This window comes from Pseudomonas sp. P9_35 (genome assembly GCF_034008205.1).
Taxonomy (GTDB): domain Bacteria; phylum Pseudomonadota; class Gammaproteobacteria; order Pseudomonadales; family Pseudomonadaceae; genus Aquipseudomonas; species Aquipseudomonas kilonensis.
In genome coordinates this window covers 437,958-464,848 of the sequence record NZ_CP125373.1, presented here as the reverse complement: position 1 = coordinate 464,848, position 26,891 = coordinate 437,958, and the positions used below count along the sequence as shown (strand labels likewise).

Here is a 26,891-nt window from a genome sequence, read left to right as displayed (position 1 = left end):
TCAATGAGCAGTGTTATTGCCGTTGTCAAAAGCATTGTTGGTCAGGTTTTCGTCGTATCCCCAGAGGGCATCCGGCGCGTACTCATTGAAGGTGATCGCCTGTACACGGGCGATCAGTTGGACACTGGCCCTTCTGGCGCCGTCACATTGGATCTGGCCGATGGCCGCACCTTGGACCTGGGCCGCGATACCCAGTGGAGCGCCAATGCCCCGGACTCGTCCACCGATCTTGAACAGGCCACAGCCCAGGCCGCGCCGTCAGTAGAAGAGCTGCAACAAGCCATCGCCGCGGGCGTCGACCCGACGACCGCCCTGGAAGCCACCGCCGCCGGCGCAACTGCCGCAGGTACGGGTGGTGCCGCCGGTGGCGGCCACAGCTTTGTGGTGCTGGATGCCACCGCTGGTAGCGTCGACCCTACTGTCGGTTTCCCAACGGAAGGCCTTGCTGCGGCTGCCGCCACCGGTAACAACACCCTGGGTGGCGATACCACGGCCAATACGACCGCCAACGCCGTGCTCAATGCGACGATGACCCTGAGCGCCACGCCGACCCTGACCGAGGCCGGCGGCGTGTTGGTCTACACCGCGACCGTGACCCAGGCTCCGCAGACCAACCTGACCGTGACCTTGTCCAACGGCGCGGTGATCGTGATCCCGGCGGGTCAACTGACCGGCAGCGTCAACGTTCCACTCGCGCCGAATGACACGGTCTACAACGACCCAAGCCAGATCAGTGTGACCGTCACTGGCACCACCGGTGGCACTGGCATTGCCGTGACCGTGCCCACCACGCCGGCCGTGACCCAGATCACCGACACCATCGACACCACCACCGTCACCCTGACGGCGGGCAACACCGTGACCGAAGGCGGCCAGATCACCTACACCGCCACCCTGACCAACCCGGCCCAGACGCCGGTGACAGTGACCTTGAGCAACGGCTCGGTCATCACCATCGCCGCCGGCCAGACCACTGGCACCGTCAACGTCGATACCCCGGCCAATGACGTCTACAACAACGGCAGCACCGTCAGCACCACCATTACCGGTGCGACCGGTGGCAACTTCGAAAACCTGGTGCCGAGCACTGCGCCTGCGGTCACCACGATTACCGATTCGGCGGATACCACTGGCCTGACCCTGACGGCCAGCAACACCATCACCGAAGGCGGCCAGATTACCTACACCGCGACCCTGACCAACCCGGCCCAGACGCCGGTGACCGTGACCTTGAGCAATGGCTCGGTCATCACCATCGCTGCTGGCCAGACCACTGGCACCGTTAACGTCGAGACGCCAGCTAATGACGTTTACAACAACGGCAGCACGGTCAGCACTACGATTACCGGCGCAACCGGCGGTAACTTCGAAAACCTGGTCCCAAGCACTGCGCCTGCGGTCACCACGATTACTGATTCGGCGGATACCACTGGCCTGACACTGACGGCCAGCGAAACCATCACCGAAGGCGGTTCGATTGTTTACACCGCGACGCTGACCAACCCGGCCCAGACTCCGGTGACAGTGACCTTGAGCAATGGCTCGGTCATCACCATCGCTGCAGGCCAGACTACCGGGACCGTCAACGTCGAGACGCCGGCTAATGACGTCTACAACAACGGCAGCACCGTCAGCACCACCATCACCGGTGCGACCGGTGGCAACTTCGAGAGTCTGGTGCCGAGCACCGCACCTGCCGTTACTACGATTACCGATTCGACCGACACCACCGGCCTGACACTGAGCGCCAGCGAAACCATCACCGAAGGCGGCCAGATCACCTACACCGCGACTCTGACCAACCCTGCCCAGACTCCGGTGACCGTGACCTTGAGCAATGGCTCGGTCATCACCATCGCTGCAGGCCAGACTACCGGGACCGTCAACGTCGAGACGCCGGCTAATGACGTCTACAACAATGGCAGCACCGTCAGCACCACCATTACCGGCGCAACCAGTGGCAACTTCGAAAACCTGGTCCCAAGCACTGCGCCTGCGGTCACCACGATTACTGATTCGGCGGATACCACTGGCCTGACACTGACGGCCAGCGAATCCATCACCGAAGGCGGTTCGATTGTTTACACCGCGACGCTGACCAACCCTGCTCAGACGCCGGTGACCGTGACCTTGAGCAATGGCTCGGTCATCACCATCGCTGCAGGCCAGACCACTGGCACCGTCAACGTCGAGACACCGGCTAATGACGTCTACAACAACGGCAGCACCGTCAGCACTACGATTACCGGCGCAACCGGCGGTAACTTCGAAAACCTGGTGCCGAGCACTGCGCCTGCGGTCACCACGATTACCGATTCGGCGGATACCACTGGCCTGACACTGACGGCCAGCGAATCCATCACCGAAGGCGGTTCGATTGTTTACACCGCAACGCTGACCAACCCGGCCCAGACGCCGGTGACCGTGACCTTGAGCAATGGCTCGGTCATCACCATCGCTGCAGGCCAGACTACCGGGACCGTCAACGTCGAGACGCCGGCCAATGACGTCTACAACAACGGCAGCACTGTCAGCACCACCATCACCGGTGCGACCGGTGGCAACTTCGAAAACCTGGTCCCAAGCACTGCGCCTGCGGTCACCACGATTACTGATTCGGCGGATACCACTGGCCTGACACTGACGGCCAGCAACACCATCACCGAAGGCGGTTCGATTGTTTACACCGCAACGCTGACCAACCCGGCTCAGACGCCGGTGACCGTGACCTTGAGCAATGGCTCGGTCATCACCATCGCTGCAGGCCAGACCACTGGCACCGTTAACGTCGAGACGCCAGCTAATGACGTCTACAACAACGGCAGCACCGTCAGCACCACCATTACCGGTGCGACCGGTGGCAACTTCGAAAACCTGGTCCCAAGCACCGCGCCTGCGGTCACCACGATTACCGATTCGACCGACACCACCGGCCTGACACTGAGCGCCAGCGAAACCATCACCGAAGGCGGCCAGATCACCTACACCGCGACTCTGACCAACCCTGCTCAGACGCCGGTGACCGTGACCTTGAGCAATGGCTCGGTCATCACCATCGCTGCAGGCCAGACCACTGGCACCGTCAACGTCGAGACGCCGGCTAATGACGTCTACAACAACGGCAGCACCGTCAGCACCACCATCACCGGTGCGACCGGTGGCAACTTCGAGAGTCTGGTGCCGAGCACTGTGCCTGCGGTCACCACGATTACCGATTCGGTGGACACCACTGGCCTGAGCCTGTCCGCGTCTACCGAAGTGGCCGAAGGCGGTTCCATCGTTTACACCGCCACCCTGACCAACGCCGCTGGCTCTCCAGTGACCGTCACCCTGAGCAACGGCGCCGTCATCAACATCGCAGCAGGCGCCACCACTGGCACGGTGACTGTCGACGCACCAACAGACGATGTCTACAAAGACGCCGGCAAAGTCGAAGTCAGCATCGACAACGCCACTGGCGGTAACTTCGAGAACCTGGTTCCGAGCACTACCCCAGCGGTGACTGACGTCACTGACACTATCGACACCAGCACCGTTTCGCTCACCGCGACTTCAACTGTGGCCGAAGGTGGGACTGTCGTTTACACCGCGTCGGTCAACGCACCAGTCACTGATGCCCCGCTCGTCGTGACGTTGAGCAACGGCCAGACCATCACCATTCCAGTCGGTGCCAGCTCCGCTTCGGTGAACTTCGTTACACCAAACGACGCCCTCGCGGGCGGCGACAACCTGAGCGTGAAGATCGACGACGCCCAGGGCGGTAACTACGAAAAACTGGACATCGACGCCACTCCGGCCGACACCACCGTTACCGATGTGCAGGACACTACCGGCCTGACCTTGAGTGCAACCGATAGCGTCGCCGAAGGCGGCTCGATCGTTTACACCGCAACATTGACCAACGCCGCCGGCTCGCCAGTGACCGTCACCTTGAGCAACGGCGCGGTGATCAACATCGCTGCTGGCGCCACTACCGGCACCGTGACTGTCGACGCACCAAAAGACGACGTCTACAAAGATGCCGGCAAAGTTGAAGTCAGCATCGACAACACCACTGGCGGTAATTTCGAGAACCTGGTTCCGAGCACTACGCCGGCGGTGACTGATGTCACTGACACCATCGACACCAGCACCGTTTCGCTCACCGCGACTTCGACGGTGGCCGAAGGCGGCACCGTGGTTTACACCGCCTCGGTCAATGCACCCGTGACCGAAGCCCCGTTGGTTATCACCCTGTCGAACGGCCAGACCATCACCATCCCAGTCGGCGCCAGCTCCGCTTCGGTGAACTTCGTTACACCAAACGACGCCCTCGCGGGCGGCGACAACCTGAGCGTGAAGATCGACGGCGCCCAGGGCGGCAACTACGAAAAACTGGACATCGACGGCAAGCCTGCCGACACCACCGTCACGGACACTCAGGACACCACTGGCCTGACACTCTCGGCAACTGACACTGTGGCCGAAGGCGGCTCGATCGTTTACACCGCAACATTGACCAACGCCGCCGGCTCGCCAGTGACTGTCACCCTGAGCAACGGCGCGGTGATCAACATCGCAGCAGGCGCCACCACCGGCACCGTGACCGTCGACGCACCAAAAGACGACGTCTACAAAGACGCCGGCAAAGTTGAAGTCAGCATCGACAACACCACTGGCGGTAACTTCGAGAACCTGGTTCCGAGCACTACGCCGGCGGTGACTGATGTCACTGACACCATCGACACCAGCACCGTTTCGCTCACATCGACTTCGACGGTGGCCGAAGGCGGCACCGTGGTGTACACCGCCTCGGTCAATGCACCCGTGACCGAAGCTCCGTTGGTTATCACCCTGTCGAACGGCCAGACCATCACCATCCCGGTCGGTGCCAGTTCCGCTTCGGTAAACTTCGTTACACCAACCGACGCCCTCGCGGGCGGCGACAACCTGAGCGTGAAGATCGACGACGCCCAGGGCGGCAATTACGAAAAACTGGACATCGACGCCACTCCGGCCGACACCACCGTTACCGATGTGCAGGACACTACCGGCCTGACGCTCTCGGCAACTGACTCTGTGGCCGAAGGCGGCTCGATCGTCTACACCGCCACTCTGACCAACGCCGCTGGCTCGCCTGTCACTGTGACTTTGAGCAACGGCGCCGTCATCAACATCGCGGCAGGCGCCACCACTGGCACCGTGACCGTCGACGCACCAAAAGACGACGTCTACAAAGACGCTGGCAAAGTTGAAGTCAGCATCGATAAGGCCACTGGCGGTAACTTCGAGAACCTGGTTCCGAGCACTACCCCAGCGGTGACTGATGTCACTGACACCATCGACACCAGCACCGTTTCGCTCACATCGACTTCGACGGTGGCCGAAGGCGGCACCGTGGTGTACACCGCCTCGGTCAATGCACCCGTGACCGAAGCTCCGTTGGTTATCACCCTGTCGAACGGCCAGACCATCACCATCCCAGTCGGCGCCAGCTCCGCTTCGGTAAACTTCGTTACGCCAAACGACGCCCTCGCTGGCGGCGACAACCTGAGCGTGAAGATCGACGACGCCCAGGGCGGCAACTACGAAAAACTGGACATCGACGGCAAGCCTGCCGACACCACCGTCACGGACACTCAGGACACCACTGGCCTGACACTCTCGGCAACTGACACTGTGGCCGAAGGCGGCTCGATCGTTTACACCGCAACATTGACCAACGCCGCCGGCTCGCCAGTGACTGTCACCCTGAGCAACGGCGCGGTGATCAACATCGCAGCAGGCGCCACCACCGGCACCGTGACCGTCGACGCACCAAAAGACGATGTCTACAAAGACGCCGGCAAAGTCGAAGTCAGCATCGACAACGCCACTGGCGGTAACTTCGAGAACCTGGTTCCGAGCACTACCCCAGCGGTGACTGACGTCACTGACACTATCGACACCAGCACCGTTTCGCTCACCGCGACTTCAACTGTGGCCGAAGGTGGGACTGTCGTTTACACCGCTTCGGTCAACGCACCAGTCACTGATGCCCCGCTCGTCGTGACGTTGAGCAACGGCCAGACCATCACCATCGCGGTCGGCGCCAGCAGTGGTAGCGTGAACTTCGTTACGCCAAACGACGCCCTCGCCGGCGGCGACAACCTGAGCGTGAAGATTGATGACGCCAAGGGCGGCAACTACGAAAAACTGGACATCGACGGCAAGCCTGCCGACACCACCGTCACAGACACCCAGGACACCACTGGCCTGACGCTCTCGGCAACTGACACTGTGGCCGAAGGCGGCTCGATCGTTTACACCGCAACATTGACCAACGCCGCCGGCTCGCCAGTGACCGTCACCTTGAGCAACGGCGCGGTGATCAACATCGCTGCTGGCGCCACTACCGGCACCGTGACCGTCGATGCTCCAAAAGACGACGTCTACAAAGACGCCGGCAAAGTCGAAGTCAGCATCGATAAGGCCACTGGCGGTAACTTCGAGAACCTGGTTCCGAGCACTACCCCAGCGGTGACTGACGTCACTGACACTATCGACACCAGCACCGTTTCGCTCACCGCGACTTCAACTGTGGCCGAAGGTGGGACTGTCGTTTACACCGCTTCGGTCAACGCACCAGTCACTGATGCCCCGCTCGTCGTGACGTTGAGCAACGGCCAGACCATCACCATCGCGGTCGGCGCCAGCAGTGGTAGCGTGAACTTCGTTACGCCAAACGACGCCCTCGCCGGCGGCGACAACCTGAGCGTGAAGATTGATGACGCCAAGGGCGGCAACTACGAAAAACTGGACATCGACGGCAAGCCTGCCGACACCACCGTCACAGACACCCAGGACACCACTGGCCTGACGCTCTCGGCAACTGACACTGTGGCCGAAGGCGGCTCGATCGTTTACACCGCAACATTGACCAACGCCGCCGGCTCGCCAGTGACCGTCACCTTGAGCAACGGCGCGGTGATCAACATCGCTGCTGGCGCCACTACCGGCACCGTGACCGTCGATGCTCCAAAAGACGACGTCTACAAAGACGCCGGCAAAGTCGAAGTCAGCATCGACAACGCTACTGGCGGTAACTTCGAGAACCTGGTTCCGAGCACTACGCCGGCGGTGACTGACGTCACTGACACCATCGATACCAGCACCGTTTCGCTCACAGCGACTTCGACGGTGGCCGAAGGCGGGACTGTCGTTTACACCGCGTCGGTCAACGCACCAGTCACTGATGCCCCGCTCGTCGTGACGTTGAGCAACGGCCAGACCATCACCATCCCAGTCGGCGCCAGCTCCGCTTCGGTGAACTTCGTTACACCAACCGACGCCCTCGCTGGCGGCGACAACCTGAGCGTGAAGATCGACGACGCCCAGGGCGGCAACTACGAAAAACTGGACATCGACGGCAAGCCTGCCGACACCACCGTTACCGATGTACAGGACACTACCGGCCTGACCTTGAGTGCAACCGATAGCGTTGCTGAAGGCGGCTCCATCGTTTACACCGCCACCCTGACCAACGCCGCTGGCTCACCTGTCACTGTGACCCTGAGCAACGGCGCCGTCATCAACATCGCTGCGGGCGCCACCACCGGCACCGTCACTGTCGATGCGCCAAAAGACGACGTCTACAAAGACGCTGGCAAAGTTGAAGTCAGCATCGATAAAGCCACTGGCGGCAACTTCGAGAACCTGGTTCCGAGCACCACGCCTGCGGTGACTGACGTTACCGATACCATCGACACCTCGACCGTGAGCCTGACCGCAACGTCCACCGTCGCGGAAGGCGGCACCGTGGTGTACACCGCCTCGGTCAATGCACCGGTCACTGATGCCCCGCTCGTCGTGACGTTGAGCAACGGCCAGACCATCACCATTCCGGTTGGCGCCAGCAGCGGCACCGTGAACTTCGTGACACCAAACGACGCCCTCGCTGGCGGCGACAACCTGAGCGTGAAGATCGACGACGCCCAGGGCGGCAACTACGAAAAACTGGACATCGACGGCAAGCCTGCCGACACCACCGTCACGGACACCCAGGACACCACTGGCCTGACACTCTCGGCAACTGACACTGTGGCCGAAGGCGGCTCCATCGTTTACACCGCTACCCTGACCAACGCCGCTGACTCGCCTGTCACTGTGACCTTGAGCAACGGCGCCGTCATCAACATCGCCGCCGGCGCCACCACTGGCACCGTGACCGTCGATGCGCCAAAAGACGATGTCTACAAAGACGCTGGCAAAGTTGAAGTCAGCATCGACAAGGCTACTGGCGGCAACTTCGAGAACCTGGTTCCGAGCACCACGCCTGCGGTGACCGATGTTACCGACACCATCGACAACACCACCGTCAGCATCACCGGCAGCACGTCGGTCACCGAAGGCCAGGCGGCCACCTATACCGTCAGCCTGACGAACCCGGCGCAAACCGAGGTGACGCTCAAGATCGTCTACAGCGGCACCGCCGCCGATGGCACGGACTTCACCGGTGTCTACACCGTGAAGATCCCGGCCAACGCCACCAGCGCCACCTTCAACGTGGCAACGCTGGACGACAAGATCACCGAAGGCACCGAAAACTTCGTGGTCAAGATCGACTCGGCCACCGGTGGCAACTTCGAGCACCTGGCGGTCAGCGGCACCAATGGCAGCGTCAGCACCTCGATCATCGACAACGATGCGCCACCGGCACTCGACCTGGACGCCAACAACTCCAGCGGCAAGACCGGCGCCGATTACCAGGTGACCTTCACCGAAGGCACCACCGGCCCGGGCGTGTCCATCGCCGACACCGACCTGAGCATCACTGACCCGGACAGCACCATGCTGACCGGCGCGACCATCGTGCTGACCAACCGTCAGCCTGGCGATGCGCTGAACCTGGGCAACAGCGTCAACGGCATCAGCATCAACGCCAACAGCACCGACGGCAAGGTCGTCCTGACGCTGACGGGCAATGCGACGCTGGCCGACTACATGCAGCAGATCAAGAACATCAGCTTCATCAACAACAGCGAAGATCCGAGCACCGTACCGCGCATCATCACCGTGACGGTGACCGACGGCGCAAGCTACTCCAACACCGCCACCACCACCGTGAACGTGGTCGGGGTCAACGACGCGCCAGTGGCCACTGGCGGCGCGGTGACCGGTACCGAAGACACTTCACTGCTCCTCGGCTGGTCGACGTTCGGCATCAGCGACGTGGACAGTTCCGCCACCAGCCTGGGTGTGAAAATCACCGAGCTGCCGGCCGATGGCAAGTTGCAGTATCTGGACGGTGCAACCTGGAAAGACGTGGCCAACAACCAGACCTTCACCAAGGCTGACATCGACGCCGGCAAGCTGCGCTTCACTCCGGACGCCAACGAATCCGGCGCCAATGGTTATGTTGGCAGCAGCACGGGCAACAACCAGGCCGACTACGCACAGGTCAAGTTCCAGCCAACCGACGGCCAGGCACTGGGCAATACCAGCACCGTGAAGATCGACATCACGCCAGTCGCCGACGCACCGACCCTCAACGTGGCCGGCAACAACGTGACCTCCACCGGTTTGATCAAGGAAGTCTGGACCGGCCTGTCGGGCCTGGGCACCGATGGCAGCGGCGCGCCGTCCGGCACGCTCAAGTCGGTGATCGATGCCGCCGGCACGCCGAACAGCAGCACCAACGTGACCAACGTGCAGTCCGACGGTAACGTGAACGTGGGCACTGCGTCGAAAACCTCGGGCCTGATTTTCCTCGAAGCCGGCAAGACCTACACCTTCAGCGGCACGGGCGATGACAGCCTGCTGGTCACCATCGGCGGCAAAACCGCCGCGGCAACCACTTGGGGTGCGGGCGGCCAGTTGAACGGTTCGTTCACCCCGACCACCAGCGGCTACTACACCCTGGACATCTACCACCACAATCAGCACGGTGTCGGTAGCTATGACGTGAACCTGTCGGTCAACGGCGGCACGCCTGTAGACCTGAGCAGTGCCGGCGTGCCGCTCTACACCGGCGTGACCGACCTGGCGAATGCTGGCGTGACCGTCTCCGACCTGCACGGCACCAACGGCGAAGGCTACTACGACGGCTTCAAGCTCAACGAAGGCGCCGAAGGCACCAGCGTGCACCTGTCGAAAATCACCACCGCCCTGACCGACACCGACGGCTCCGAAAGCCTGAGCGTGAAGATTGGCGGCATGCCGGAAGGGAGTGTGCTGAGCGACGGCGTGGGCCACTTCGCGACCGTGGGCAGCAACGGCGAAGCATCGGTCAGTGGCTGGAACCTGGGCAGCCTGACCCTGACGCCGCCGGCCTATTACAACGGCCAGCTCAATCTGACCGTGACCTCCACCTCCACCGAAGCCCTCGGAGGATCGGCAACCACCACGGCGCAGATCCCAGTCACCGTGTACCCGGCGACCTACAACGCCATCACCGCCACGGCGGGCAGTGACAACGTCACCGGCACCGACGGCAACGACATCGTCGTCGCCGACATTGGTGGGCTGACCGTAGTGCCGGGCGTCAACTACAACATCGCCTTCATGGTCGACAGCTCCGGCAGCATGAGCGACTCGTCCATCGCCGCGGCCAAGGCCTCGCTGACCTCGGTGTTCAACACCCTCAAGCAAAGCATGGGCAGCAACGCCGGGACGGTGAACATCTTCCTGGCGGACTTTGATAACCAGGTGAACAAGACGGTCGCGGTCAACCTCAACGACCCGAACGCCTTGACCCTGCTCAAAGGCGTGCTCGACTCGATGGTGTCGGGTGGCGGTACCAACTACGAAGACGTGTTCAAGACCACGGCGAACTTCTTCAACAGCACCCAGGCCTTGAACAATACCGGCGCGAAAAACCTGACGTATTTCATTACCGACGGCAAACCGACCTTCTACCAGACCGGTGAACAGACCAACCCGACCTTGTACGGCACCGTCAAGCTCGATGATGTGCTGAGCGCAACCAACTACACCGTCGGCAAGTACTACACCCAGACGATCGACGGCACGCACAAGTACACCATCTACGAAAACGGTGAGATGTACCTGTCGACCAAAAGCGGAAAGAATTGGACCGACAGTTATGTGGGCACGGTGCATGCCGAGGGCAATGGCACTTTCGAGCTGTCGAACCTGGGTGGCAACGGTTATTCCGATTACTGGAACTACCTCGACGCGGCAGCTGGCTCATCCGCCAGCTTCACGCTGCTCAAAGGCTTGAGTACCGTCGAAGCCATCGGCCTGAACAGCGATGTGACCCTGAACGACCTCAAGCCCTACGATTCGGACTCGACGCCGCAGACCAACATCGACCCGAACAACCTGGCCAACTCGATCATCGGCCACACCGAAGCGACCCTGCCGGGCTCCGACACGGTCAACGGCGGCAGCGGCAACGACATCCTGTTCGGCGACCTGGTGAGCTTCAACGGCGTTACCGGCGAGGGCTACCAGGCCCTCCAGGCTTTCGTCGCCCAACAGAACGGCGTGGACGTCAGCAAGGTCACCACCAGCAACGTGCACCAGTACATCACCGAACACTACACCGCGTTCGATGTGTCCGGTGCCCACGATGGCAATGACACCCTGCTGGGCGGCGCCGGCAACGACATCATTTTCGGCCAGGGCGGCAACGACACGCTCGACGGTGGCAAGGGCAATGACATCCTGCTCGGTGGCACAGGTAACGACACACTGATCGGCGGCCAGGGCAATGACACCCTGATCGGCGGCCTGGGCGGCGATACCTTTGTCTGGAAGTCCGGCGACACCGGCACCGACGTCATCAAGAACTTCAACGCCGGCGAAGGTGACCGGATCGACCTGCGGGATCTGTTGCAGGGCGAAAGCGGCAGCACCATCGACCACTTCCTGAAAATCAGTACGGTCGATGGCGTGTCGTCACTGCAGGTCAGCACTTCCGGCCAGTTCAATGCGGCCAACGGTGCCGCAGCGACGCCGGACGTGACGATCAAGCTCGAAGGCAACAACTGGTCGAACGTGAACCTGAACTCGTTGATCGCCGGCAGCGACCCGACCATCAAGGTCGATCACAACAACAGCTGATCGGGCCCTCACGGCCGCCCTTCACAGGGCGGTCGTGCATGGCTGCTCCCAGGATGACGATTTCGTCTCCACCCTCCATACTCCCCCACAGTTGGCCTATGCTGCCCAGCATGACGCCGCTTCATACATGAGGGATGCCCGATGTTTTATGTGCAACGCGATGCACAAGGCCTGCTGGTGCGCGTAGAAGCCACCGCTTATGCCGAGGCCACCGAAACCTTGCCGGCCGACAACCACGAGATCCAGGACTGGTTCGCCAACCAGGCAGTGGAAAACAGCCTCAAGCAGCTCAAGCAGAGCGACCTGGAGATGATCCGGGTACTCGATGACTTGATCCAGGTGCTGACCAGCAAAGGCGTCATCCGTGTCACCGACCTGCCAGCCGCAGCCCAGGCCAAGCTGATGGACCGCACCCAGGCCCGGGAAGCCTTGGGCGGGTTGAGCCGGTTGATCGATGATGATGAGAAGGGGTTGATCTAGGCCTGGTTTCATCGGTGTCGGAACGGCCCTCATCGCGAGCAAGCTCGCTCCCACAATGTTTGCCGTTGATCAAACTGTGGCGAGATGGCTGGAAAGCTTTTGTGGCGAGGGAGCTTGCTCCCGCTTGAGTGCGCAGCGCTCATCGCTTTTTTGGGGCCGCTGCGCGACCCAGCGGGAGCAAGCTCCCTCGCCACAGGTTCGTGCAGTACCCAAAAACCTTGTGGGTATCCAACATCACCGCAAACTGACCCTCCGCCATCGCGAGCAGGCTCGCTCCCACAGTTGATTGGTGTTGATCTCGATATTCGGTTCGACACAGATCCAATGTGGGAGCGAGCCTGCTCGCGATGGCAATGGTCAATCCACCGCAGGCCTGTCAGCCCGCCGCTTGAACCTCCAGCCGATCCATCGCCCGCTCTACCAACAAATGCACCCCATCGGCCATTCGGCTGATCGCCAGGATCACGCTGCGGCGTGAGCCGTCGACGTCATCAGCCAGGTCGGCGGCGATGGCGCTGATGGACAGCAAGTCTTCGGAGGCATTGGCCAGGAGGGTTTCGGTGTCGATGTCTGGGGAGACCATGAAGAGTTGGGCGGTTTGGGTTTTTCCCGAGGCTTCATCGGTTGGTTTGGGATTGAGGTAGTAGTCGAGAACGCGTTCAGCGGCTTCGTCGAGTTTTTTGGATTTCGAGGATTTTTCAGAGCCGTTGCCAGGGCTTCCTGGCGGATTTGGTGTGACCTTGAACATGAGAAATACCCTAAACAGTAATTAGTTGGGAACCGTCACCGTTCGCTTGCACGCGAATTAGGGTGGCGGCCGTACGCAGGTGTGCAAGACCGGGCCTGTTTAGGACACCCAGCAGATCCAAGGATCTCCTGCGTGCAGCCGCCATAAAGCCAGTGGGCAGAAGAAAGCCCCTGAGCGATGTAGCGTCGCATCCTAAACAGTTTCTTCGGACTTGCACGTCCGTGTCACCGTTTTTTCAGTGACAAACCCAGACTAGCCACGAGGCTGACGCCGGACAAGTTCACCAAGTTCGCTACAACTCGAAGGAAATCTCCTAGGACGTTACTTTTAGAGGGGGTGTATATCCGTTTTTGCGGTAACGGCCACTTAGGGTTCCGCCCTGACGGCGGGTCACTTTCGAAAAGCGCGAAAGTAACCAAAGCGCTCATGCCCCACCACTTGGCACCTCGCTTAGGCTCGGTGTGCCCTCACTCCGGCATTGCTCCGTGGGCCGCCGCGAAGGGCCATCCATGGCCCAGCGCGGCTACCTCGGCATCCATGCCGAGGTGCCCACTGCGCAATGCCTGCGTTCGGCCATCGTGGTTAATGGGGCGCCCGAGATCAACGTCCTCTCCGAGGCGGCCTGATAGCCGACCTGGCTATGGGTGGGATCGCATTTCTCCTGTGGGAGCAAGCTTGCTCGCGATGACGGTGTGTCAGCGACAGATTACGTGTCTGACCTGACGCTATCGCGAGCAAGCTCGCTCCCACACAGGTTTTTGGTCGTTTAGAAGATCCGTAATCCACCGCCGGTCCCTGTGGGAGCCGAGCTTGCTCGCGATGGCGGTGGGTCTGCTTGCACTAATGCTGAATGTACCGCCGCCTTCGCGAGCAGGCTCGCTCCCACAATAGGATCGAAGTACGGCCGAAAGAACCAGGTCGGCTATCAGGCCGCCTCGCGAGCAAGCTTTGCTCCCACAGATCCTGCTCAAACAGTCCTGATGGATGTACGACCGGGAGAATCAGGCCGGCTGTAAGGCCGCCTCGCGAACAAGCTTTGCTCCCACAGGTCCTGCTCAAACAGATCTGATGGATGTACGACCAGGAGAGCCAGGTCGGCTACTAGGCCGCCTCGCGGTGGACGTTGATCTCGGCGCCCCGTTAACCACGCTGGCCGAACGCAGGCATTGTGGAGTGGGCATCCCGGCATGGATGCCGGGATAGCCGCGCTGGGCCATGGATGGCCCTTCGCGGCGGCCCACGGAGCAATGCCGGAGTGAGGGCATGCCGAGCCTAAGCGAGGCACCGAGTGGTGGGGCAAAGCGCTTTTGGTTACTTTTGGCGCTCTTCCAAAAGTGACCCGCCGTAAGGGCGGAACCCTAAGCAGCCGTTACCGCAGAAACGGATATGTACTCGCGCAAAAGTCTCAATCCCAACGCTTAGGCTCACCCACCAACTGCCCCTGAACCCCAAACAACCCCATCTCCCGAATCACCGCCAACTCCCCCTCCGTCTCAACCCGCTCAGCAATCAACGGCAGGTCAATACTGTGAGCCGCCCGCTGAATCGCCTCGATGAACAAGCGCTTATCGCTCTCCTGATCAATCGCACGAATGTAGCTGCCATCGATCTTCAGGTAAGCCAACCCCAACCGCGACAAGTTGCCAATCATGCTGAATCGCCCACCAAAACGCTGCAGGCTCAAGGAGAAGCCCAACTCACGCAGACGCCGGGTCAACTGCTCCAGCACCGCTTGCTCCGGCAGTTGCTCTTCACCAATCTCCAGGGTCAGGCGCGACCCAAGGTTGGAATGCGCCCGCAGGATCTCAAAGATCTTGTTCAGCGCCTGCGGATCGGCCAAGGTCGCCGAAGACAGGTTCAACGCCAGGGACTGCTCATGCCCGGCCATTTGCCTGAGCACTTGCTCAAGCATCAAGCGGTCCAGGCGCGCAGTCCAGCCGAAGCGCTCCAACCAAGGCAGGAAGCGCCCGGCGGGAATGGTCTGGCCCTGCTCGTCGAGCAACCGCGACAGCACTTTGTAATGCAGCACCACCTGGGTGTCCTGGGTGGCCACCACCGGCTGGAAGTACAGCTCGAAGCGCTGATGATTCAAGGCCTGGTCGAGCAGCGTGTGCCAGGCATGGTGATCATCACCGACACTGGCCGACGCGCTGTGGTCCAGGCAAGCCCAACCCGGTTCGCCCTGGCTTTCGGCCTGGGCCAGGGCCTGGTCGCCGAGTTGCAGCACAGCTTGCGGCGAGTCGCCATGGACGAACGGCGCCAGCCCGATGGAGGCCACCGACGCCACATCCGTCGCACCGGTCGCATGCAGGCTCGTCAATGCAGCCTCAAGGTTCTGCGCCAGTTGCAGCGCTTCCTCGCGTACCAGCCCAGGCGCCAGCACCGCGAATTCCCCGCCGCGAATACGCGTGACCAGGTTGTGGGTTTCCGGATACCGCGCGCACTCACGCAGCAATTGCTCACCCACGGCCTGGAGCAACTGGTCGGTGCGCTGCCCGCCCAACCGCTGGTTCAAACCGGCCAGGTCCTTGACCCGCAACAACAGCAGATAACCGGAACTGGCCTGCTCCGGGTTGCTCACCCGGGCATTGAGCTGCATTTCAAAATAGCGCCGGTTGGCCAGGCCCGTGAGGTTGTCCTGATAGGACTCGACCCGCAGTTTCTCGCTGCGCTCGGCCTGCTCCTGGAACAACGCCTTGAGCTTCTCGACCATCTGGTTCATCGCCTGCACCACGCGGCGCAGTTCAGGCGTGCGCGGCAGCTCTGGCAGGCTCAGGAACTCGCGACGGGCGATGGCATGGGACTGATGCACCATGTAGTCCAGCGGCTTGAGCTGGCGCCGCAGCAGCAAGGCCCCCAGCACCGCGCTCACGGCGCCACACAGCAAAAGCCAACCCAGGCTGCCCAACGCGCTCTGCCACAGCTTGGCGAGGGCGAACATCGGGTGGCTGACCACTTCAACCCGCGCCGCCTGCTCCCAGCCGCGGCTGACGATGGCATCGCCACCGGCCGGTTCCAGGCCGATCAGCTTGACGAACCATTGCGGCACGCTGCCGGCGTCCGGCGTGCCGGTGCGCTCGACGAGGGTCTTGTCGGTGGCCACGTCGACCACGCGGATGCTGGCGTAGTAGCCGCTGTCGAATATCGAGCTGACCATCAGCTCCACCATCGCCGGGTCGTCGATGTTCGGCGTCAGCGACAGGGCCAGCGCCGTGGCAGCGTCCTGGGCGTGGGAGCGCAACTGGTTGACGTACTGGGTCCGCGAGCTCTCCAGGCTGACCATGAAGCTGCCGCTGAAGGCAACCACCAGGAACAGACAGATAGCGATCAACAGCTGTTTGAACAAGGACATCTGAGCGCGCGCTCCTAGTTAGTCGTCTCGACCGGAAAACCTTCGGCCTGCATTTTCTTCAACACATCCTGCCACCGGGACAGGCGCTTGGTATCACTCACTTTCTTGTTGCCCTTGGCGCCCGGCAGCCACAGCCCTTCGGCATTGAAAGAGTAGACCGGGAGCAAGTCGGTTCGCTGGCTGGCCGGCAGGATGCCGTCGATCAGGCTGTCGAGTACCAGCGGCATCGCCTCGGGCGTGGCGTAGTAGGTGAGCACCATGTGCGCACGGTTCTGCCGCAAGGCCTTGACGTAGGTGATGCGCAGCTTGTCACTGGACACCCCGAGATGACGCAGGCTGAAATACTTGGCGATGGCGTAGTCCTCACAATCGCCAGCGCCCTTCCACAGGGCCTGGATCGGGGTCTCCCAGTAGTCGACCTCGCGCCACAGGTCGATGTCTTCCACGTAGCGCACCTGTTTGTTGAAAAACAGGTTCACCACCTTGAGCTGTTCCAGTTCCGGGATCTGTTTCTGGGTCGCCAGCAATTGCTGCCAAGCGTCGATCCGTTGCTGCCCTTCGCCCAGCGGCCCATATAACGCTTGCGCCCGCCGACTGATCTGCGCAAAGTCCCAGTCAGCCTGCAAGCCACCCAGCATCAGGCCCGCCAGCAACAATGCCGAACACAGCCAGCGCAAGGACCTGAGGACAGGGAACGGTGCAGCCAAGGGAAATACGTCCGAAAAGGGTCGTTGGAAATTCGTTGGATGGTGACGCCTGGCCCACTAAAAGACAATGGCAAGGTGCAATCACCGCATGCAGACTAAACTTTAGTTCAGGAACCTCCGGTCGAGAGACTTTGACGGTTCGCTAACCTGTAACTACCGTGTGCCTGGATCCAATTTTTACTACCAATCAGGGTACGTTGTCGTGACACAGAAGCCCAAACCACTCAGCACGATCCAGGTCAACGGCCCCATCCCGGCCGACCAGGCACGCTCGATCATCGAAGAGTCTCTGCGCGAGGCCATCCTCGATGGACGCCTGCCTTGCGGTACTGCCCTGCGCCAGCAGGAACTGGCCGACCTGTTCGGCGTGAGCCGCATGCCGGTGCGCGAGGCATTGCGCCAGCTCGAAGCACAGTCACTGCTCAATGTGGTTCAGCACAAGGGCGCCGTAGTGGCACCGTTGATCACCAACAACGCGGTAGAAACCTACGCCCTGCGCTCGGTCCTGGAATCGTTCGCCTTGCGCCTGTCCATTCCGCTGCTCGATGACAACGACCTGGCACTGGCCGCCCAGTACATCGAACAGCTGGAAACGGAAACGGATCACGCCCAGATCGGCAAGCTCAACCGCCTGTTCCACATGTCGCTTTATCACAAGGCACCCAACAGCAAGCTGCTGGACCTGATCGAGCGCGAGCTCAATGAAGAAGAGCGCTTCCTGCGCTTTCATCTGTCATCCATGGGGCTGGGCAAGTTGAGCCAGGACGATCATCGCGCGCTGCTCGATGCCGCGTGTGCCAAGGACATCGATAAAGCCGTCGTATTGCTGGAGCGGCACCTGGAAAAAGCCTCTGTCACCATGCGCCGGTATCTGGAACAGTCGTCGAATCCTTGATCCCGCCTCGACGGTCCAGCTGGCGTAAAAACTTCTTACATATCCTTCCGACTCACTTGTCGCCTGCGCGGCGCGGCCTGGCCGTGGCCGCGACTCGTCGTCCCATCAGTTCAATGGCACTGCCATCGATTTGGGCTCACTCTTGCGCTTGTCGATTCAAAACAGACCTGAAGAAGTCAACGCCTGGCTGAGGCCAGACGAATCGAAGCCAATACGCAAGGAGCGTCGTCCAACCGGCGGGATGATCGGATGTCCGACCGACGTCCTGCCCATAACATAAAATTTCTTAACTCCCCGATCCCTGAAGTGCTCCGAGTGAGGCATTCACTCGAACTATTCGATTCTGATACTCGTAAATCGGAAGGAGCTTCTTCGCCCAAATAAAACTTATATAAAAAGTTTTAAAAGCCCTCTTCGCGCCCAATAAAACACCAACTTTAAATAATTAAAAAAGATACTTGCCACTTACTTGCTCGGTGTATTAGTTTTTTATGCGCCGCGTTACTTGCGGCCCTTTCGACTTGCGACAAGCCAAGCAAATACGGGCCTCGAAAGCCGAAATCACGATTAAAAGAGAATGCTTAAGCCCCTTGGGCAATTCATGGATTCCGGTTCAGGCACCCGCTCGCCTTAATTAAATAACGAGCAACCTTCCGGACAAAATATCATTGATGAGGACGTTCCGATGCAGCCATCCAAAGAACAACTATCTCTAAAAAAACACGAACTTGGCCAACACCCGGTTTTTTCCGAGATTACATCAATCGATCTGTTACGCCGCTTTATGGAAAGCCATGTCTTTGCCGTCTGGGACTTCATGTCGCTGACCAAGCGGCTGCAACGCGAACTCACCTGCGTCCACCTGCCCTGGCTGCCGCCGGCCGACCCGCAAGCGGCTCGCTTGATCAATGAAATCGTACTGGGAGAAGAGTCGGATGAGCGCCCCGGCGCAGGCTATTGCAGCCACTTCGAACTGTACCTGGACGCCATGCGGGAAATCGGTGCCGATACCCGCGCGATCGAGCAATTCATCACCCTGCAGCAGGAGGGCGTCAGCCCCGAGACCGCGCTCGACAGCGTCGAGGTCGAACCAGCGGCGGCAAGGTTTGTCCGCCAGACCTTGCACACCGCTCTGCACGCCCCGGCCCACAGTGTGGCAGCAGCCTTCGTGCACGGTCGCGAGAGTGTGATCCCGCAGATGTTCCAGCGCATGCTCGACGCTTGGGGCATTGGCCTGGATCAGGCGCCGACCTTTCGTTATTACCTGCAACGGCACATCGAAGTCGATTCCGAAGACCATGGCCCAGCGGCAGAAAAGTTGTTGGCCCGACTGATCGATGGCGACCCGCAGCGCGAAAGCGAAGTACTGGTCGCCGCGCTTGCCGCTGTCCACAGCCGCGCGGCCTTGTGGGATGGCTTGCGCCAGAGCATGGCCCAACCGGTTGCACAGGTGACGCCATGAACGCTGTCGAATACCAATCCTTCGCCGACGCCTGGGAAAGCCGCGCCACGATCCGTACCCGGCCACGGCGCCGGGTCGAAGACGACGACAAGCTGATCTTCCCCATGAGCCGCCAGCCACTGGTGCACAGCCAGACCTTCCTCAGCCACTGTCCGCAATTGCGCGACTTTGTGCTGGTGCAGAGCCTCTACAAGTTCATCAACGACGTGGTGATTTTCGAGACCGAACTGGTGGACCACACCGCCCGCCGCATCGCCAAGAACCGCTTCGGCATCGAATTCCCGTTCGCTTGCCGCTACGACGCGATGACCGTGGTGGTGGACGAGGATTATCACGCGCTGGTGGCGATGGACTTCATGCAGCAGACCATCGACATGACCGGCATCGCACCGATCCCGTTGCCGGGGCAGATCGAACTCAGCCGCGCGATACCGGCAACCTTGGCTCAGGCGCCGGAACATCTGCTCAGCGCCGTGGAGCTGATCTGCATCGCCATCGCCGAGAACACCGTGACCAATGAAGTGGCGGCCTTCGCCCGGGACGACTCGGTCAAGGCCTCGATCAAGGGGCTGATGGCCGATCACTTGCTCGACGAGGGTCGCCACTCGGGTTTCTGGACGCGACTGGTGCAGATCTACTGGCGCACCGCGCCCGAAGAGGACCGCGCGGCGATTGCGCGCTTGATGCCCGGGTTCATCGTCCAGTACCTGGCAAGCGACCTGCAGCAAGCGTTCGACTTCGAGCTGATCGCGCACCTGCCCGTCGACGAATCGGTACGCCAGGCGCTGCGTGAAGACGCCAGTGCGCTGGCCTACCCCATCAATCGTTTTCACCCGTTGGTGGGCAACATCACGCGCTTTTTCCGCAGCAGCTCGATGCTCGCGTCCCCCTGCGTACGCGACGCCCTCGCTGATTACCTGACTCCATGAGGACCTTTCGATGAAACGCCTCGAAATTGCAGTGCCTGGCACCAGCCAGGCCATGGCCGAACTGGCCCGGGAACTGGAGCTGCACGGCCACGGCATCGTGGATCGGCAATCGCCGGCCAACCTCGGTGTGGTCGACCTGTTGATCGACGACGGTACGACACCGCGAGCCATTGAAGCCCGCGCATGCCTCCAGGTCCGCGTGGCGCTGCGCACGCTACCCGGCGAGGTATTGCCGCAACCGGTGGTGATATTTCGCGACGGCGCGCAGCGGCTGTTGTGCCAGGAGGTGATTGCGCCGCAAAGCGATGGCAACGGTCAGTCCCTGCGGTTGCGTACCCTGGCGACAGTGGTCGAGGCCGGCGCACGGCTGGTCAGCCAGTTATCCCGGGATGACACCTGCTTCGATCACTGGCCGACGGTACACGCTGACGCTGTCGAGCAACCCCTGCTCGGGCTCGATGCGCTGGAGCCGCTGGCGTTCGAGCACGGCCTCAATCGGCCGCCAATACCCTGGCTGCTCGCCGCCGCCGACATGCCGGTGATGCACAGCATCGAACAGCGCATGCTCGACGACGCGGCGCAACCGGCCCTGTGGGTCGATGGACAACTCATCGACTACAAATCCTTGCGCCGCCTGGCGCTGAGGTTGCAAGAGCCGATGTTGCAAATGCTACGGAGCTCCGAACCTGCAGGAACATGGAGAGCAGGACCTGTGGGAGCAAGGCTTGCCCGCGATGAAGACACCGACGCTCTCAAGCAAACCGCGTCATCGTTCATCGGGGGCAAGCCTGCCTCCCACAAGGTGATCGGTGTCTGCCTGCCCAAATCCGCACACCTGTACGCAGCGATCCTGGCGGTGCTGGGTTGTGGCGCGGTGTACCTGCCGCTGGACCCGCAGCACCCGGCGCAACGTCGGCGCTTCATCCTGGAAAATGCCCAGGCGGACCTGCTGCTGCACGACGGCGACAGCGACCTGGGCGACCTGGCATTGCCAACGCTCAATGTCCATCAACTGCCATCGCCCAAGCCCGGTATCCCGGTTTCGTTGATCCGCCACACAGTGGACAGCGACGCTCCGGCCGTGGCGATCTACACCTCCGGCACCACCGGCCAGCCCAAGGGCGTGTTGCTCAGCCACCGCAACCTCAGTCACTTCTGTGCCTGGTACGGCGACTACGTCGGGTTGCAGCGCGACAGCCGGGCGTTGCAGTTTTCCACCATCAACTTCGACGCATCGCTGCTGGATATCCTCCCGACCTTCATCCACGGCGCCCTGCTGGTGGTGCCCAGCGAAGACCAGCGCCGCGATCCGCAGCAATTGGTCGCGTTGATTCACCAGCAGCACATCAGCCATGCCTTCCTGCCGCCTGCGCTGCTGAGCGTCATGCCCCTTAATACACCGTTGGGCCTGGCGCACCTGATCACCGGTGGCGATGTCTGCGAACCGTTCGTGATCGAACAGCTCGCGCCACAATGCCAGTTCCACAACATCTACGGCCCGACCGAAACCACGGTGCTGGCGACCACACGACAGTTCGGCGTCGGCGACAACAACCGCAACCTCGGCGTGCCCATCGCCAATGGCCGGGTGCTGATCCTGGACGAACAGTTGCAGCCGGTTCCCCAGGGTGTTCCCGGCGAGCTGTACATCGCCGGCCCGGGCGTCGGGCTGGGTTATCTGAACGACCCGACGCTGACCGCGACACGTTACCTCGACCTGGCGCTGCCCACCGGGCAAACGCTACGGGTCTATCGCACGGGTGATATCGGCCAGTGGACCGACAACGGCATCGAACTGTGTGGCCGGCGCGATAATCAGGTGAAGATCCGCGGTTTTCGGGTCGAGCCCGAGGAAATCGAGCACTGCCTGCGCGATAGCCAGTTGTTTCGCCAAGTGGCGGTGGGGGTCGATGAACGGCGGCGGATCCTGGCGTTCCTGGTTCATCCCGAGCACTCCGGCGACGCCCTCCAGGCGTTGCGCGAGCATGTGCAGAACAGCTTGCCCAGCTACATGCACCCGGCCGCCTACGTCGAATTGCCGAGCCTGCCGTACACCAGCAATGGCAAGGTCGATCGTCGGGCCTTGCTCGCCATGGCGGTGCAGGTGCAGGTCGACGGCCAGCGCCGGCAGCCACAGAACGCCCTGGAGGCACAACTGCAGCAACTGTGGGCCGAGCTGCTTGAACTGCCCGTCGAGGACATCGCCACCGACGAAAGCTTCTTCAACCTCGGCGGGCATTCGATCCTGCTGTCGCGACTGTTGTTGAGCATCCGCCAGACGTTCGGTCGCAGCCTGTCGATCAATCGCTTCATCGAAGCGCCGACGCTGATGACCTTGGCCAAGTTGCTGGACGATCCTGATCAAAACAGTGCATCGGTCCTCAGCCCCCAGGCCTTCATCGATGCCGAGGCCGAACTCAACCTCGATCCGCTGCCCATCAGCCAATGCGGCGATGTGCACAAGGTGGTGGTGACCGGCGCCAACAGTTTTCTCGGGGTGCACATCGTCGAGGCACTGCTGGCCTGGGGCGCCACCGAAGTCGCATGCCTGGTGCGTGCGAGCGCTGAACAAAGCGCTGCCGAGCGCTTCTCCCAGGCCCTCCAGGACAATCACCTGACCCACCTGGACCTGGACCGCGTCAGTGTGTACGCCGCCGACATCACCCAACCGCAATTGGGTCTGCCAGACGACGTCTACACCCGCATCGACCGCACCTTCGGCGCGCTGGTGCACAACGCTGCCCACGTCAACCATGTGCTCGACTACGAGTCCCTGGCGCTGGACAACGTGGAGCCGATCTTCGAATGCCTGCGCCTGTGTGAAGGGCGCAGCAAGAAGATCTTCAACTTCGTCTCCACGCTTTCCGCCTCCAGTGCCCTGGACGCCGACGGCCAGGTGCTGGAACAGCCTGCCGCCGAGACGCCGCCGATCTACATCAAGAACGGCTACAACCTGTCCAAATGGGTCGGTGAACGGATCCTGCAGCGGGCCCGGGATCGCGGGGTGTGGGTCAATCTGTTCCGTCCCGGCAACATCAGTTTCAACAGCCTGACCGGGGTCTGCCAGCCCCACAAAAATCGGTTGATGCTGATGCTCAAAGGCTCGATCCAACTCGGTCAGGTGCCGGAGCTGTCACTCAACTTCGACCTGATGCCGGTGGATTTCCTGGCCCGTTTCATCGCCTTCCACGCCAGCCGTTACCAGCCGACGCAAGCGGTGTTCAACCTGCATAACCCACAGCCTTTGAGCTGGGATGCTTATGTCGCGTCGTTCCGCGACAGCGGCCGGGAGTTTTCGTTGGTCAGCGTTGCCGAGTGGCAACGGCAATTGGCTCGGGTCGATGCCGACAACGCGTTGTTTGGCGTGCTGGGTTTCTACCTCAACGGCTTCGAAGAAGACATCGGGGATATCTCGCTGATCAGCCATGACAACGCCCGCGCCGGCGTGCGGCAGATGGGCGCCAGCTACCCGGAAAAGTCCCCGGCCCTGCTGCGTCGCGGCGCCGAGTACCTCAAGGCCATCGACTTCATCTGAAACACCCTCAACCCAAAGCAAGGAGCAAGACCATGAGTGCATTTCAACCCGACACCCTGATCAGAAACCCCCAAGCCTGCCAGGTCGAAACCTCGGTGGAGGTCGCGGCCGACGCGGCGCGTGTCTGGGACGTGGTGGGTGATTTTGGCGGATTCAACCGTTTCATCCCGGCGCTGGAGCACATCGAAATGACCGGCGAGGGCGTGAGGTCCCTGCGCAAGAAATTCTTCCGCGATGGGCAGAACCTGGTGGTGGAACAGCTCAATAGCCGTGACGACCAGGCCATGCACATGACCTGGACGCTGATCTACAACACCTTGGGTATCGACAACCTGTGGGCGGCCATGCGCGTCGAGCCCCTGGCGGACAACCGCTGCCGCGCCACCTGGACCATCATCGCCGACCACACCGACGCCCACACGCCGTCGGGCTTCAGGGATTTCCTCCAGGGCTTCGCCGATGAGGCGATGGGGAATGTGCAGGGGATGTTCAAGTAAGCGCCACTCCCTTGTGGGAGCGGGCTTGCCCGCGAAAGCGGTGGGTCTGTGCCGATGATGTTGACTGGATGGCCGCCATCGCGAGCAAGCTCGCTCCCACAGTTTTGGTTCCGCGGTGAATGCAAAATACCGCCCCACCGCCAGTCCCTTGTGGGAGCGAGCTTGCTCGCGATGGCGGTGGGTCGGCTTGCGACTGGGTCAGATCTTGAAGCTATCCACCAGTTGCTTCAGTCGATTGGCCTGTTGCGACAAGGCATCGCAATCCTTCAGGGTTTCATTGAGGTTGGCCACGCTTTGCTGGTTCAGCAGGTTGATGTGGCTGACGTCCATGTTGAGGGTTTCAACTACAGCGGTCTGTTCTTCGGTCGCAGCTGCTACCGACTGGTTCATGCCGTCGATCTCACCGATACGCTGCGTCACGCTGACCAGTCGCAGGCCGGCCTGGTTGGCCACTTCCACGCTTTCTTCGCTGGACGTCTGGCTGGCGTTCATCGTGGTCACCGCTTCACGAGAGCCGACCTGCAGCGAGGTGATCATCTTGTGGATTTCTTCCGCCGACTCCTGGGTGCGGTGCGCCAGGTTGCGCACTTCATCGGCCACCACCGCAAAACCACGGCCGGCTTCACCGGCACGGGCCGCTTCGATGGCCGCGTTCAGCGCCAGCAGGTTGGTTTGCTGGGAGATGCCCTTGATCACGTCCAGGATGTGGCCGATGTTGTCGGTGCTGGCGTTCAGGGTTTCGATCTGGGTGCACGAGAGGCTGATCTTCTGCGACAGCTCGGTCATGGCCTGGATGGTTTTCTCCACCACTTGGCGACCGTCATCGGCCTGTTCGCTGGCACCGCTGGCATGTTGCGAGGCATCGGCGGCATTGCGGGCGATTTCCTGGGTCGCGGCGCCCAACTCGTTGATGGCCGCGGCCACACTGTTGGTGCGGGCGCTCTGCTCGTCCGAACCGACGAGGGACGCATTGGATGAGGTCATCACCCGCTGCGACAGGTCATGCACCTGGCGAGTGGCGGAAGACACTTCCGAGATCGACGCGTGAATCCGCTCCACGAACTGGTTGAACGAACCACCCAGCACCGCGAACTCATCCTTGCCCTGCACAACCAGGCGCCGGGTCAGGTCGCCTTCGCCCTGGGCGATGTCCTGCATGGCGCGGCCCATGGTGGTCAGCGGACGCATCAGCACCTGGATCAGCAGGCTCAGCAGCAACGCAATGGCCGCCACCGCGACAAACATCGCAATCAGCGCAGACGTACGGAACTGGCTCAACGGCGCGTAGGCCTTGGCCTTGTCGATCGACAGGCCGATGTACCACTCGGCGTTCGGCAGGCCAGTCACTGGAGTGAACGAAAGGATACGGTCCTGCCCGTTCAGCTCAACGTCCTGGATACCCTTGCCAATGCGCACCGGAGTGCCTGGGTAGATGTCCTTGAGGTTCTTCATCACCTGGTCTTTTTCCGGGCTGACGATCACCTGACCGTCGCCGCTGACCAGGAACGCATGGCCGATACCGCCGAAGTCCACGGAGTTGATGATCTTCACCAGGGTTTCCAGGCTCAGGTCGCCGCCCACCACACCGAGCAGTTCGCCGTTGTGCTTCACCGGCAGGGCAACGGTCACCACCAGGCCACCCACGGCCGCCAGGTAAGGCGGGGTCAGCATGGTTTTATCGGCGGTCACCGCCTGTTTGTACCAAGGGCGCTGACGCGGGTCGTAACCGTCAGGCATTTTGGCGTCCGGGCGCTGGGTGAAGACGCCGTTGGCCTGGCCCACATAAGTGAACTGGAAGTTCGACGTCAGCGCGGGCTGATCGACCAGCCCTGGCAGATCGGCAGCAGCACCCTGGTGCGCGATGTTTTGCGCCAGGTTTTCCAGCACCAGTATCCGGCCACTCATCCAGTTCTGGATGCTGCTGGCCGTCAGGTCGCCGGATTGCTCGATGGACGACTCAAGGCTGCTGCCGATGGTGGTTCGCTGCAAATAATCGTTGTAGAGCGTGAACAGGGCAAAAGCCAGGACCACCACACCAGAGGCGGCAAGAAGGATTTTGTGACTGAACTTTAGATTCATGGATGAGACTTCTTATGCAAGGAGTGGGGAGTGCATTCCAGGTTTGCAACGTTCTATGTAGCAGTGCGAGCGGTTATCAATCCGCGCCACTTTGGTGCACACGTACAAGTCTGTCGGCAAACCTGTACAAATAATTAGGGAATCGAAGAAATAGGCGACGAG

At 61.3% G+C, this 26,891-nt stretch carries 12 protein-coding genes; 8 read left to right on the top strand and 4 right to left on the bottom strand.

All coding sequences use genetic code 11. From position 1 onward, the window contains the following. Positions 1-3 precede the first annotated feature (3 nt). Together QMK47_RS02020 and QMK47_RS02015 are read left to right on the top strand one after the other, a co-directional pair. Positions 4-12,045 carry a retention module-containing protein gene (locus QMK47_RS02020; protein WP_320389731.1) on the top strand — a complete coding sequence of 4,014 codons (12,042 nt, stop codon included), beginning with the start codon at positions 4-6 and terminating at the stop codon, positions 12,043-12,045. A 141-nt stretch (positions 12,046-12,186) separates the two neighbouring features. Next, positions 12,187-12,525: a hypothetical protein gene (locus QMK47_RS02015; protein ID WP_053161687.1), complete on the top strand. Its 339-nt coding sequence runs from the start codon at positions 12,187-12,189 to the stop codon at positions 12,523-12,525. A gap of 376 nt (positions 12,526-12,901) precedes the next feature. On the opposite strand, the gene QMK47_RS02010 is transcribed toward QMK47_RS02015, so the two are convergent. Further along, positions 12,902-13,273, bottom strand: a complete 372-nt coding sequence (locus tag QMK47_RS02010) for a DUF6124 family protein (RefSeq protein WP_214512946.1) — start codon at positions 13,271-13,273, stop codon at positions 12,902-12,904. 485 nt (positions 13,274-13,758) lie between these two features. On the opposite strand from QMK47_RS02010, the gene QMK47_RS02005 reads away from it, so the two are divergent. Next, positions 13,759-13,899, top strand: coding sequence for a hypothetical protein (locus QMK47_RS02005; RefSeq protein ID WP_320390566.1), 141 nt, complete (start codon positions 13,759-13,761; stop codon positions 13,897-13,899). Between the two features lie 779 nt (positions 13,900-14,678). On the opposite strand, the gene lapD is transcribed toward QMK47_RS02005, so the two are convergent. Both lapD and lapG read right to left on the bottom strand, forming a co-directional pair. After that, positions 14,679-16,625 carry a cyclic di-GMP receptor LapD gene (gene lapD, locus QMK47_RS02000; protein ID WP_320389730.1) on the bottom strand — a complete coding sequence of 649 codons (1,947 nt, stop codon included), beginning with the start codon at positions 16,623-16,625 and terminating at the stop codon, positions 14,679-14,681. Positions 16,626-16,639: 14 nt separating this feature from the next. Continuing rightward, entirely contained in the window at positions 16,640-17,263 is a 624-nt protein-coding gene (gene lapG / locus QMK47_RS01995) for a cysteine protease LapG (RefSeq protein WP_408980851.1), read from the bottom strand. Between the two features lie 271 nt (positions 17,264-17,534). Between lapG and QMK47_RS01990 the strand changes: the two genes are divergently transcribed. From QMK47_RS01990 to QMK47_RS01970, 5 genes are all read left to right on the top strand, one after another. Next, positions 17,535-18,227 carry a GntR family transcriptional regulator gene (locus QMK47_RS01990; RefSeq protein WP_258690151.1) on the top strand — a complete coding sequence of 231 codons (693 nt, stop codon included), beginning with the start codon at positions 17,535-17,537 and terminating at the stop codon, positions 18,225-18,227. A 685-nt stretch (positions 18,228-18,912) separates the two neighbouring features. Further along, a complete protein-coding gene (locus QMK47_RS01985) occupies positions 18,913-19,689 on the top strand; it encodes a DUF3050 domain-containing protein (protein ID WP_253470805.1) in 777 nt (258 codons plus the stop codon). After that, positions 19,686-20,618 carry a diiron oxygenase gene (locus tag QMK47_RS01980; RefSeq protein WP_253470803.1) on the top strand — a complete coding sequence of 311 codons (933 nt, stop codon included), beginning with the start codon at positions 19,686-19,688 and terminating at the stop codon, positions 20,616-20,618. The genes QMK47_RS01985 and QMK47_RS01980 overlap by 4 nt, the downstream gene beginning before the upstream one ends. Positions 20,619-20,628: 10 nt before the next feature. After that, on the top strand, positions 20,629-24,153 hold the full coding sequence (locus QMK47_RS01975) for a non-ribosomal peptide synthetase (protein WP_320389729.1): 3,525 nt from the start codon (positions 20,629-20,631) through the stop codon (positions 24,151-24,153). Positions 24,154-24,185: 32 nt separating this feature from the next. Beyond that, positions 24,186-24,650 carry an SRPBCC family protein gene (locus QMK47_RS01970; protein WP_024618586.1) on the top strand — a complete coding sequence of 155 codons (465 nt, stop codon included), beginning with the start codon at positions 24,186-24,188 and terminating at the stop codon, positions 24,648-24,650. A gap of 198 nt (positions 24,651-24,848) precedes the next feature. On the opposite strand, the gene QMK47_RS01965 is transcribed toward QMK47_RS01970, so the two are convergent. Beyond that, a complete protein-coding gene (locus QMK47_RS01965) occupies positions 24,849-26,729 on the bottom strand; it encodes a methyl-accepting chemotaxis protein (RefSeq protein WP_214512939.1) in 1,881 nt (626 codons plus the stop codon). Positions 26,730-26,891: the final 162 nt, after the last annotated feature.

Bases quoted from the DNA above. Each gene is read 5' to 3' on its own strand.
- QMK47_RS02020 (WP_320389731.1), top strand. From the start codon at position 4: ATGAGCAGTGTTATTGCCGTTGTCAAAAGCATTGTTGGTCAGGTTTTC.
- QMK47_RS02015 (WP_053161687.1), top strand. From the start codon at position 12,187: ATGTTTTATGTGCAACGCGATGCACAAGGCCTGCTGGTGCGCGTAGAA.
- QMK47_RS02010 (WP_214512946.1), bottom strand. From the start codon at position 13,273: ATGTTCAAGGTCACACCAAATCCGCCAGGAAGCCCTGGCAACGGCTCT.
- lapD (WP_320389730.1), bottom strand. From the start codon at position 16,625: ATGTCCTTGTTCAAACAGCTGTTGATCGCTATCTGTCTGTTCCTGGTG.
- lapG (WP_408980851.1), bottom strand. From the start codon at position 17,263: ATGCTGGGTGGCTTGCAGGCTGACTGGGACTTTGCGCAGATCAGTCGG.
- QMK47_RS01985 (WP_253470805.1), top strand. From the start codon at position 18,913: ATGCAGCCATCCAAAGAACAACTATCTCTAAAAAAACACGAACTTGGC.
- QMK47_RS01980 (WP_253470803.1), top strand. From the start codon at position 19,686: ATGAACGCTGTCGAATACCAATCCTTCGCCGACGCCTGGGAAAGCCGC.
- QMK47_RS01975 (WP_320389729.1), top strand. From the start codon at position 20,629: ATGAAACGCCTCGAAATTGCAGTGCCTGGCACCAGCCAGGCCATGGCC.
- QMK47_RS01970 (WP_024618586.1), top strand. From the start codon at position 24,186: ATGAGTGCATTTCAACCCGACACCCTGATCAGAAACCCCCAAGCCTGC.
- QMK47_RS01965 (WP_214512939.1), bottom strand. From the start codon at position 26,729: ATGAATCTAAAGTTCAGTCACAAAATCCTTCTTGCCGCCTCTGGTGTG.